7 protein-coding genes are annotated in these 11,803 nt (G+C 64.4%); 4 read left to right on the top strand and 3 right to left on the bottom strand.

The window, feature by feature from the left end; all coding sequences use genetic code 11:
* Positions 1–29: 29 nt before the first annotated feature.
* Positions 30–1,079 (top strand): tRNA epoxyqueuosine(34) reductase QueG, encoded by a 1,050-nt coding sequence (gene queG / locus BMF35_RS02690; RefSeq protein ID WP_047006807.1) that lies wholly within the window; start codon positions 30–32, stop codon positions 1,077–1,079.
* Here the strand turns inward: queG and BMF35_RS02685 are convergent.
* The 3 genes from BMF35_RS02685 to BMF35_RS02675 form a co-directional block, all read right to left on the bottom strand.
* On the bottom strand, positions 1,063–2,286 hold the full coding sequence (locus BMF35_RS02685) for an NAD(P)/FAD-dependent oxidoreductase (RefSeq protein ID WP_047006806.1): 1,224 nt from the start codon (positions 2,284–2,286) through the stop codon (positions 1,063–1,065). The genes queG and BMF35_RS02685 overlap by 17 nt on opposite strands.
* 38 nt (positions 2,287–2,324) lie before the next feature.
* Positions 2,325–7,067 carry an NAD-glutamate dehydrogenase gene (locus BMF35_RS02680; protein ID WP_052766036.1) on the bottom strand — a complete coding sequence of 1,581 codons (4,743 nt, stop codon included), beginning with the start codon at positions 7,065–7,067 and terminating at the stop codon, positions 2,325–2,327.
* Positions 7,068–7,235: 168 nt separating this feature from the next.
* On the bottom strand, positions 7,236–7,970 hold the full coding sequence (locus tag BMF35_RS02675; protein ID WP_047006805.1) for an alpha/beta hydrolase: 735 nt from the start codon (positions 7,968–7,970) through the stop codon (positions 7,236–7,238).
* 283 nt (positions 7,971–8,253) lie between these two features.
* Between BMF35_RS02675 and thrS the strand changes: the two genes are divergently transcribed.
* From thrS to BMF35_RS02660, 3 genes are read left to right on the top strand one after another with little or no spacing between them, the layout of a single operon-like run.
* Positions 8,254–10,272, top strand: a complete 2,019-nt coding sequence (thrS, locus tag BMF35_RS02670; protein ID WP_047007537.1) for a threonine--tRNA ligase — start codon at positions 8,254–8,256, stop codon at positions 10,270–10,272.
* 5 nt (positions 10,273–10,277) lie between these two features.
* On the top strand, positions 10,278–11,021 hold the full coding sequence (locus tag BMF35_RS02665) for a sulfite exporter TauE/SafE family protein (protein WP_047006804.1): 744 nt from the start codon (positions 10,278–10,280) through the stop codon (positions 11,019–11,021).
* A gap of 10 nt (positions 11,022–11,031) precedes the next feature.
* On the top strand, positions 11,032–11,769 hold the full coding sequence (locus tag BMF35_RS02660; RefSeq protein ID WP_047006803.1) for a TSUP family transporter: 738 nt from the start codon (positions 11,032–11,034) through the stop codon (positions 11,767–11,769).
* Positions 11,770–11,803 lie beyond the last annotated feature (34 nt).

The raw sequence follows: 11,803 nt of genomic DNA, 5'->3' as shown, positions 1-11,803 counted from the left end.
CGATCCCGTGAACGGGATGCCACCCTCTTATGGTTAACGCAGCCGATACTAGCTCGCTTGAGGATGCTCTCAAGGCGAAAGCGCGCGAGCTGGGCTTTGCCGCCATCGGCATCGCGCCTGCTACCGACGATCCGACGCGCGCGGCACGGTTGCACGAATGGCTGGATGCGGGCCATCATGGCGAGATGGCGTGGATGGCGGACAGGGCCGACGTCCGGCAGGGTCCGCAATCGATGTGGGCGGATGCGCGGAGCGTCATAGCGCTCGGCATGAGCTATGCGCCCGATGTCGATCCGCTGGCACCGGCGGACGCGAAGATTTCGGTTTATGCGCAAGGCCGAGATTATCACGATGTCGTGAAAAAGGCGCTGAAGGTGCTTGCCCGCTGGCTGGTGGAGCGCGAACCGGAAATGCAGCTTAAAGTCTTCGTCGATACCGCGCCGGTCATGGAAAAGCCGCTTGGCGAGGCAGCCGGGATTGGATGGCAGGGCAAGCACACCAATCTGGTTAGCCGCGAGCACGGGAACTGGCTGTTTCTCGGAGCGATCTATACCACGCTTGAGCTTTCAGCTGACGAACCGCACACGGACCGATGTGGTTCGTGCCGCGCTTGCCAAGATGCTTGCCCCACCGATGCATTTCCCGCGCCCTACCAGCTCGATGCGCGGCGCTGCATCTCGTACCTGACCATCGAGCACAAAGGGCCGATCCCGCTCGAATTTCGCGAGGCGATCGGCAATCGCATCTATGGCTGCGACGATTGCCTTGCGGTCTGCCCTTGGAACAAGTTCGCCGATGTGTCGGCGCGGGCGCAGAAGCTCGCCCCGCGCGAGGAGCTGATCGATCCGCCACTCGCCGACCTGTTGGCTCTCGACGATGCGAGATTCCGCGCGAAATTTTCCGGCTCGCCGATCAAGCGCGTGGGGCGCGACCGCTTCGTGCGCAACTGCCTGATCGCCGCGGGCAATAGCGCCGATGCCGGGCTGCTGCCGCAAGTGCACGCACTGCGCGACGACCCCGACGCTATCGTGGCCGAAGCCGCCGACTGGGCGCACGCGCGCCTTACATCATCTCCTTGAGCGCCGTTTCCGCATCGGCAAGGCGATTGGGCTCGATCTTGCATTCCAGCTCCACCAGCTTGCGGCCCTGCACATAATCCTTGGTGCGGTTCACCGCGTCGACGGCGATCACCTGCCCGTCGCGCAGGTAGATAACGGAAAAGCTGCGCTCCGCCGGATCGCCGCGCAGCACGGCGGTGTCGTGACCCAGGCTGATTCCCGCCGTCTGCAATTTGCAATCGTACTGATTGGACCAGAACCAGGGCAGCGCCTTGTAGGGCTCCGGCTCGCCACAGATCGCCTTGGCGACGGTGGTGGCCATGTCATGCGCATTCTGCACGCTTTCCAGCCTGATGACCTCTCCGCCCGCATAGGGATTGGCGTGCGCTGCACAGTCGCCGATGGCATAGACCTTCTCGAGGCTGGTGTGGCAGGTGTCGGTCACATCGACCCCGTTCGCGCCAGCGGCACCAGCAGCGATTAACGGGCCGACGGCAGGCACGATGCCGATGCCCACAACCACGCAGTCGCAGGCAATGGTCTCGCCATCTTCCAGCGTCACGCCGGTCACGCGAGCTTCGCCTTCAAGGCGGGCGACCTTCGATGACAGGCGCACATCCACGCCCTGCCGCCGGTGTTCTTCGAGGAAGAATTGCGACATGTCTTCGCCCGCGACGCGCGAAAGGAGGCGGTCTGTCGCTTCCACGACGGTGACGTCGCGGCCCAGCTTGCGCAGCACGGCTGCCGCTTCCAGCCCGATATAACCACCGCCGACGACGACATAACGTTGTGCGCCTGCGGCAAGGTCGCCTTTCAGCGCATCGACATCGCGGCGGTCGCGAACGGCATGCACGCCGTCCAGATGCCCGCCCGGGCATGACAGGCGACGCGCATCGCCGCCTCCCGACCAGATCAGCCTGTCATAGCCGATCACCGTGCCGCTCGAGAGGTGCACCTCGCGCAATTCCGGATCGACCTTGGCCACACTTTCACCCAGTGCGAGGCCGATCTCCTTGTCCGCCCAGAACTGTTCCGGCCGGATAAGGATGCGCTCGAAAGGCTTTTCGCCTGCGAGAAATTCCTTGGAAAGCGGCGGGCGCTCATAGGGCGGATTGCGGTCGCGCCCGATCATCAGGATCGAGCCGGTAAAGCCGTTCTGGCGCAGGGCGATGGCAGCCTGTGCGCCGCCATGCCCTGTGCCGACGATGACTACGTCATAGCGGGTCATGCCGTCAGCGGTGGGGCACAAAGCGTGCCCGCGTCAAGTCAGCCGTGCAACAGATTGCGCGCCTGGCTGGCGATCTGCGCCAACATGGCAGGCGCGACCGGCGTTGCCGCCTTGGCGCGAGACACCATCCGTCGGAATTGGGCGATGGCTTTCTGGTTGCGATCGGCCCACTCGCCCAGCAGCGCGGACGGATCGCCGGCCGACTTGCCACGCTTACGGGCCAGACGACGCAGGAATTCCAGCCGCATGGCCTGGAAATCGCGCGCGAGGCCTGCGACCAGCAGCCGCTCCCACGGGTCGGCAGGCGACATGATGGCGGCATGCGATTGCGCCCAGTCGATGCCCAGCAGTGCGCCCAATTCGATGAACGCGCCCGCCAGTTCGATGGGCGCTATCTCGGTGTCCGCCGAAAGGCGCGCGAGGCCGATGGCGCCGTCCACCGCGAACAACCTTGCGACATTGTCGGCCAGTTTCTGCGGCGCGCCCTTTTTTACCATTTTCGCTGCAATGGCATCGACATGATTGCGCGCTTCATCGCCCATCAGCGTGTCGACCTGGTCTACCAGCTCGCCCACCATCGGGCCGATTTCCTTACGAAGTTCGGATGGCGACACCTGGCCGCCCCCTGCGCGCAAAAGGTCTGCGATATGGCCGCGAAGGGCGAGCGCCGCCTGATCGAACAGCATCAGGCGCGCGGTTTCGGGCATCTTCGCCGTGTCGAGCGCGGCCCAGATGTCTTCCATACCGAGCAGGCCGGTCGCGGCGACGAAGCCGCTGCCGATGGCTTCCAGCCCTGCGCCTTCTTCTTCGGCCAGCTCGAAGGGATGCAGCATGCCCATCCGGTTGACGACGGTGTTGGCGACCACCGTGCCCACAATCTCTTCGCGCAGGCGGTGGGTGAGGAGCTGGTTCTTGAACTGGTCCTGCATCTGCTGCGGGAAGTCGTTCAGCACCAGCGCATCGGCAGCATCGTCATCGGCAAGCGGGCTGGCTTCGACCGCGTCCTGCAACACCAGTTTGGAATAGCACATCAGCACCGCAAGCTCCGGCCGGGTCAGGCCCTTGCCGTCCGCTGCGCGGCGCTGCAGTTCGACTGCATCGCCAAGTCCTTCATTCGCGCGGTCGAGCCCGCCGATTTCTTCCAGCGTTTCGATCAGCCGGGCATGCGCGCCGATCGTACGGCTGCCGCCCTGCTGCGCGATGGAGAGGGCGAGCGACTGGAGGCGGTTATCTTCCAGCACCAGCGCGGCGACCTCTTCGGTCATCTCCTTCAGGATGGCGTTGCGCCGTTCTTCGGACAGGCGACCGGCGCGGCGTGCGGCGGTCAGCGCGATCTTGATATTCACCTCGTTATCCGAGCAGTCCACGCCTGCCGAATTGTCGATGAAATCGGTGTTCACCCGCCCGCCATGCAGCGCGAATTCGATGCGGCCTGCCTGCGTTGCGCCGAGATTGGCACCTTCGCCGATCACCTTGGCGCGCACGTCTTCGGCATTGACGCGAAGCCCGTCATTGGCAGGGTCGCCCACTTCGGCATTCGTCTCGTCCGAGCTCTTCACATACGTACCGATGCCGCCGAACCAGATGAGGTCGACAGGGCTTTTCATGATCAGCTTGATGAGGCCGTCGGGATCGATACCGCCATCGGTCAAGTCGGCGTCGGTGATGCCGAGCGCTTTCATCGCCGTCTTTGTCAGCTCGATGCGCTTGAGCGTGCGCGGATAAATCCCGCCGCCCTTGCTCATCACCTTGCTATCGTATTCGCCCCAATTGGACCGGTCCATGTCGAACAGCCGCTTGCGCTCTTTCCAGCTGGCGGAGGGATCGGGGTCGGGATCGATAAAGATGTGCCGGTGGTCGAAAGCGGCCACCAACTTAATCGACTTGGACAAGAGCATGCCGTTGCCGAACACGTCGCCCGACATGTCGCCGCAGCCGGCCACGCGCACCGGATCTGTCTGGATATCGACGCCCATTTCGAGGAAATGGCGCTGCACGCATACCCAGCCGCCGCGCGCGGTGATGCCCATGGCCTTGTGGTCGTAGCCGTTGGAGCCGCCGCTGGCGAAGGCATCGCCCAGCCAGAATTCGCGTTCCATTGCGATGGCATTGGCGGTGTCGGAGAATGTGGCCGTGCCCTTGTCGGCAGCGACCACGAAATACGGGTCTTCGCCATCGTGGATCACGACGCTTTCGGGATGCACCACTTTCTCGTCCACGATATTGTCGGTGATGGAAAGCAGCGTGCGGATGAAGAGCTTGTAGCTTTCCTTACCCTCGGTGAACCACGCATCGCGGTCGATCGCGGGGTTGGGCAGGCGCTTGGGATAGAAGCCGCCTTTTGCGCCGGTCGGCACAATCACGGCGTTCTTCACCTTTTGCGCCTTCATCAGGCCGAGGATCTCGGTGCGGAAATCGTCGCGCCGGTCTGACCAGCGTAGGCCGCCGCGCGCCACTGGCCCGGCACGCAGGTGAACGCCTTCGACGCGGCGAGAATAGACGAAGATCTCGCGCCACGGCACGGGCTTGGGCAGGCCCGGCACAAGGTTGGAATCGAGCTTGAACGCCAGCGCTTCGGATGCCGCCGGAGCGAAGGCATTGGTGCGCAGGATGGCCCGGACGGTGTGCCAGTACAGCCGCAATATGCGATCGTCATTGATGGCAGTGACTTCGGCAAGGCCGGCTTTGATCGCGGCGTTGATCTCGTCCGCCGCAGCGACGCGATCACCCTTGGCGGAAGGATCGTGCAGCGCGGTGAACAGGTCGATCAGGCCGCGCGTAACCTTGGGCGCGCCTGCCAGCGCATCGACCACCGTGTAGATGGTGAAAGCCGTATTGGACTGGCGGGCATAGCGGTAAAAGGCGCGCAGCCAGTCCGTTTCCTGCGCCACCAGTCCCGATGTTACGACGAGGCGGTTGAAGACATCGTCCTCGCTGCCTTCGTTCAGCACATTGGTGATGGCCGCCTCGATGTCGCTCGCGCGTTTCAGCACCTCTGCCGGTTCGACGCCCGGCGGCAGGCCAAGCGTGAAATCGTGGATCGTGCCCGCATCTTCGCCTTCGAGGCGCGTGGGCACTTCGGACATCACGCGGAAGCCGAAATTTTCGAGCGCTGGCACAGCGTCTGACAGCGGAAGCGCGCCATGATGCTGGTAGACTTTCAGGCGCAGCTGACCCTCATCGTCACCTGGCGCGCGATAGAGGCGCGTGTCGCGCCCCTGGCCTGCATCCTCTGCATGGGCGGCCAGCTGGCGCATCCGATGGATGTCGGTGGCGGCTTCCGCAGCGCCATAGCTCGCGCGGTAGAAGGCGGGGAAACTGTCGGCGTAGCGCAATGCAAGGGCGGCGGCGCGCGAGGCATCGTCCGTATCGGCAAGCGCATCCTCCACCGCGTCGGTCCAGCCGCGCAGCATGTCGTTCAGCGCCTGGTCGATCGCTTCGCCATCGGGCCCTGCGCTCTTGCCGCGATAATCCAGCACATAGCGCAGCAAGGCCAGATTGCCGCCTTCGACCATGAGGCTCCAGTCGAGCGTTTCGGCATCGGTGGACTGTTCGAGCAGTCCCTGCACCTGTAGGCGCGCCGAGGTCGACAGCATGTCGCGCGGCAGCCATACGAAGCCGAACACGTGGCGTCCGAGCGGCGCGGTGACGAGCGTAGCGCGAGGGCGCGGCCGGTCGGCAAGGCCCATCATCGCCGTGGCCACGCGGGTGATGTCATCGTCGGAAAAGCTGATGATAAGATCGTGCGGCAACGCGGTCAGCGCGTGGACCAGCGCCTTGTAATCGTGGCTGCCGGGCTCGAAATCGAGGCGGTCCATGATCGTCTGCAATTGCTGGCGCAATACCGGCACAGTATCGGGCGGAGACACCAGCGCGGCGCTTGTCCAGATACCAGCATGGATGCTGAGCGCTTCGACGCGGCCTTTCTCGATGATCGGGACGATGAACAGGTCCAGCGGCACGCGGCGATGCACTTTGGAAAGCTTGTTGGCTTTTACGATCAGCGGCACGCGACCGGGTTTGCCCTGCTGGCGCTCCAGCTCTCCATCGAACCAGGCAAAGGCGCGCTCGCAGGCTTCGTCTGCCATCAGTTCGGGCGTGGAGCGGCGACAAATGCCCAGTATGTCGCTCTGCTTGCCGTCGCGGGTGCGGGTAAGATGGCCCAGCTGCGTCAGCATGCCGCCCGCCAGCCAGCGCAGCAGGGCCGCGCCTTCGGCATCGCTCTGCCGGTCGGCATCGTCCTGCATCATCTCGCGCATTTGCGGCCAGTCGACCACCGCCGCGCGCACATCGAGGATCGCTTCTGCCAGATCCTTTTCCAGCGCGCGGCGTTCCTTCGCATCGATGCGCGCGGTTTCGAGATAGACCCAGCTTTCCTTCTTCTCGCCGGTGCCGTCGCCCTTTGGCAGGTCTTTCAGTGCGCCGCCTTCCCTCCGCACGGGCAGGATGGGGTGGGCCAGCACATCGATCGACAGACCATGTGCCGCCATGGTCGCGCCGATGGAATCGACGAGGAAAGGCATGTCCTTATTGATGATGGCGATCCGCATGAACCGGTGGCCATCGGTGGCGGAGCGCACGAGGATAGCGGGCTTTCCGTCCTCACGCTGGCGCGCAGCCTCGACCGTGAAAGCCGTGGCATTATCCAGCTTTTCGCCTTCCAATGGTGTCTCGCCCGGCAGCAGGGAATTGCTGATACGGTCGCCCAGCACCTTGGCGAACGCGCGCTCCTGCTGGCTCAAATCCGTGAATGCGGCGGACGCTTTGCCCTTGGCTGCCATGCTCGACTGTCTCCTCTCAGCCGGCACGGGAGATGCTCCTCCCGGTGCCCCTTCCGACTCCAGCGATAGCAGGGTCGACAAGTTCCCGCGCGCCTTAATCGGGCTGTTATGCAGATGCGAGTGAAATGTTTCAGGAGAAACTAGATCGGCGTTCAGCGTATCGCCGGATCAAAGCGTGGCGTAGGTTTGCAGCAGCAAGGCGATGTCGGTGTCGCGCGAGAGGCGATGATCGCCGCCTTTTACTAGCGTGACCTGCACATCCTCGCTGGCAAGCGCTGCGGCGAGGCGGAGCGAGGTTTCGCTCGGCACATCGCGGTCTTCCTGCCCATGCAGCAGGCGCACCGGACACGTAATGGGGATGATGGCGGTCAGCTGGCGATTTGCTTCGCCGTCGTGCCAGAAGCGGGCATGGGTCGGCATGGGATCGTAGCCATAATCGCTATCCTCGAAGATCGTCTCGCCAGCACGCAGCTGCGCCTTCTGCGTCTCGTCGAAACCCCAATCGGTGAAGTCGGGCGCTGCGGCGATGCCCACCAGCGCATGCAGGCGACCGCCTAGCTCGCGGCCCACCATCAGCATCAGCCACCCGCCCATGGATGAGCCTGCGATGATGACCCTGTCGGACGCCACTTTGGTGTCGATCACCGCCAGCACTTCGTCGCGCCAGCCAGACAGCGTGCCATCGGCAAAGTCGCCGCTACTCATTCCGCAGCCGGAATAATCGAGCAGCAGGCACTCGCGCCCCCGCGCCGTGCACCAGTCGAAGGTCGCGGTCGCCTTGCCGCCGGCCATGTCGGACATATAGCCGGGCAGGAAGACGATGGCCGGGCCTGTCTCCGCGCCGGTGCCGGGATTGTGGCGGTAGGCGATGCTTTGCCCGCTCACTTCGAGTGTATCTGTCATGCCGCACCCATGCCGCGCATGCCCCGTCAAGCCAAGAGGGTGTTGGACAAAACCACGCCTGCCGCCTATCTGCCGCGCATGGCCAACCGTGTGACTACCACCACGTTCACTACCACCTCGGAAAACCGGGGGCGGTCGGTCGTGGGCTGACGCACGATCGTCGCCACCCGGGTGAGGGTGGCGCGGCGTTCCACCTTCGATCCCGGCAGATTGTCACGCCGCTCTTCAAGCGCGCGCAGGCTTGTGCCATGGCGCGATGCGACACGAACAAAGCGATGGTGCAATGACCGAACTTTTGAAGATCAACCTGCCCGATGGCTCCACGCGCGAGATGGAGGCAGGCTCCACGCCTGCCGATGTCGCTGCTGCCATCGGCCCAGGCCTTGCCAAGGCGGCGCTTGCCGCGCGGGTAAACGGCGAGGTGCGCGATCTCAACAGGCCGTTCGACGGCGATAGCGAGCTGGCCCTGATCACATCGCGCGACGAAGCCGAAGCTCTGGAACTGGTGCGCCACGATTATGCTCACGTCCTCGCCGAAGCGGTGCAGGCGCTGTATCCGGGTACGCAGATCACTTTCGGCCCGGCGACGGACGACGGCTTCTATTACGATGTCATGGCGCCCGAAAGCCGCGAGCCCTTCAGCTCCGAAGACCTGCCCGCCATCGAGGAAAAGATGCGCGAGATTATCGCTGCCGACAAGCCGCTGACCCGCGAGGTGTGGACCCGGCAGCAGCTGATCGAGAAGTGGGAAAAAGATGGCGAGCGTTTCAAGGCCGAATGGGCGAAGGAATTGCCCGAAGGCGAGGAGCTGACGGTTTACCGATCAGGCGAAGACTGGCTGGATATGTGCCGCGGCCCGCACCTTGCGTCGACCGGCAAGCTCGATCCGCAGGCTTTCAGGCTGATGCGCGTGGCCGGTGCATACTGGCGCGGCGACCAGCGCAATGCACAGCTCACACGCATTTACGGCACGGGCTGGCTCAACAAGAAGCAGCTGAAGCAGCACCTTCACAATCTTGAGGAAGCCGCCAAGCGCGACCACCGCAAGCTGGGCCGCGAGATGGACCTGTTCCACCTGCAGGAAGAAGCGCACGGCTCTGTCTTCTGGCACCCCAAGGGCTATCGCATCTGGCGCGAGCTCGAAGCCTATATGCGGCGCAAGATGGATGTCGCGGGCTACCGCGAGATCAAGACGCCGCAATTGATGGACATCCGCCAGTGGGAGCAGTCCGGCCACTGGGGCAAATATGCCGAGAACATGTTCGCCGTGCCCGATATCGTGCCTGAGGTGGACGGGTTGGGCGAAGGGCCAGCCGCGCCCAAGGTGGCCGAGGATGCCGGCTGGCTGGCGATGAAGCCGATGAATTGTCCGGCGCATGTGCTCGTCTTCAAGCAGGGCATCACATCCTACCGAGACCTTCCCATCCGGCTGGGCGAAATGGGCTGCTGCCACCGCAACGAGCCGCATGGCGCGCTGCATGGCCTGATGCGCGTGCGCCAGTTCACGCAGGACGACGCCCACATCTTCTGCACCGAGGATCAGGTGGTCGAGGAAGTGCGCGCCTTCTGCAAGCTGGCCGACAGCGTCTATAAGGATTTCGGCTTCTCGTATCACGTGAAGCTGGCGCTCCGGCCGGAGAAGCGCTTCGGCAGCGACGCCGATTGGGACAAGGCCGAGCAGGAACTCCGCGATGCCGTGGCCGAAGCGGGCATGGACAATGACGACTATGGCTGGGAGGAATTGCCGGGAGAAGGCGCGTTCTACGCGCCGAAGCTCGAATGGCACCTCACCGATGCCATTGGTCGCACCTGGCAAGTCGGCACGATTCAGGGCGACCGCGTGCTGCCCGATCGCCTCGATGCGAATTATGTCGGCGAGGATGGCGAGAAGCACCGCCCCGTCATGCTGCATCGCGCGATCTTCGGCAGTTACGAACGCTTCATCGGCATCCTGATCGAGCATTTTGCCGGCCGCTTGCCCGTGTGGCTTGCGCCGACGCAGGTCGTAGTGGCGACCATCGTTTCCGATGCGGACGATTACGCGAAACAGGTAATCGCCAAGCTGGAAGCGGCGGGCGTGCGGGTGGACAGCGATTTCCGTAACGAAAGCATCAATTACAAGGTGCGCGAGCACTCGCTGGCCAAGGTTCCGCATATCCTCGTGATCGGCAAGCGCGAAGCGGAGGAAGGCACCGTCGCCATGCGCACGCTGGGCGAGAAGCAGCAGCAGTTCCTCTCCGCCGATGAAGCCGTCGCGCTGATCCGCGCCGAAGCCACGCCGCCGGACCTGCGCGAAAGCTGACCGGCTTGGAACTGCCCGCCGACTTCACGACTGCGCAGATCGGGGTCGCGGTCGCCGCGACGCTGGGCGCGTCTTTCGTGCGCGGGCTGACGGGCTTCGGTTTCGGTTTCCTGCTGACGCCGATCATCGCGCTGGCGCTGGCCCCGGTGGAAGCGGTGCTGGTGGTCAACATCCTTGCCTTCATGCTGGCACTGAGCGAGGTGCGCTACGTGCTGCGCGAGGCAGACAGGTCCGCCTACTGGATCATGGCGGCGCTGGTGCTGACGACGCTGCCGGGCCTGATGCTGCTTGCGGCCACGCCGCCTGCGCTTGCCCGCGTGCTGATCGCGCTGGCCGCGCTCGCCGCATTTCTGATCGTCATCCTGCCAAGGCGCAGCACCGCCTTCCGGCCGGGGCGCGTGACGACTGGCGCCACGGGTCTTGTTGCAGGCCTGATGACGGGGTTCGCCGCCATGCCGGGCATTTCCGTCGTGCCATATTACGTGCGGCAGGACATGGCGCGCGTAACGGCGAAAGCGAGCATGATCGGCGTGTTCGGCGTATCGGCGCTCGCCAGCCTGACCTCCGGCGCGGTGACGGGCCTGCTGCAATGGCATATGGTGGTTTTCGGCCTGCTGCTCTTTCCCGTGATGGCGCTGGGCAATTGGCTGGGCTCGCTGGTCTTCGGCAAGGTGAGCGATCCGGTCTGGCGCGGCTTCGTCGGCGTGGTGCTGGGCGCGGCGGCGCTGGCCGCGCTGCTGAAGCTATAGCGACAGGCCGATGCTCGGGTTTTCCGCCGACATCATCCTCACTGCAATCGGGGCTGCCATTGCTGCCGGCTTCGTGCGCGGGCTGGCGGGGTTCGGGCTGTCGGTCGTGCTGGTTCCCGTACTCCAGCTGGCCATCGCACCGAGCGCTGCCGTGCTGGTCGGTATCATCTCGCTATTTCTTATTGGCCTCACCGATATCGGTCGCATCCGCCGCGATGCGGACCGATCCGCCATCCCGATCACGCTTGTCGCGCTCGCCTGCATGCCGCTGGGCCTGTGGGCGCTGGTTGCGCTCCCGCCCGAATGGGCGCGAGTCCTGATCGCCATGGTCTCGCTTGGCGCATTCGTGCTGGTCGTGGTGCCGCTTGGCAAGGTGACGCTGGCGCGAAAGCCCGCCATGGCGCTGTCGGGCTTCTTTACAGGGTTCTTTGGCGGATTTGCCGGAATGCCCGGGCCGGGCATGGCGCCATTCTACCTGCGCGGGCGGCTGGAGCCGAAAGCCGCGCGTGCCAGCATGATGGCGATCTTTCTGATGGTGACCCCGCTATCGGCCGCGCTGTTCATAGCGCTCGGCATCGGTGGCCGCGAGGAGGCGCTACTGGCGCTGGCGCTGTTTCCCGCCGTGCTGCTGGGCGACTGGTTCGGTCACCGCGCTTTCGGCCGTGTCACCACGACGCAGTGGCAAGTCGCCACAGCGATGGTGCTGGGCGGCGCGACGCTGGGCGCGCTGTGGAAGCTGGTGAGCTAGAACGAGCCTTCGCAAACGGAAATGCCCCTGAATG

It is taken from the genome of Aurantiacibacter gangjinensis (assembly GCF_001886695.1).
Classification (GTDB): domain Bacteria; phylum Pseudomonadota; class Alphaproteobacteria; order Sphingomonadales; family Sphingomonadaceae; genus Alteraurantiacibacter; species Alteraurantiacibacter gangjinensis.
Note: the sequence above shows the minus strand (reverse complement) of the source record. Positions and strands in the feature narration are given on the sequence as shown.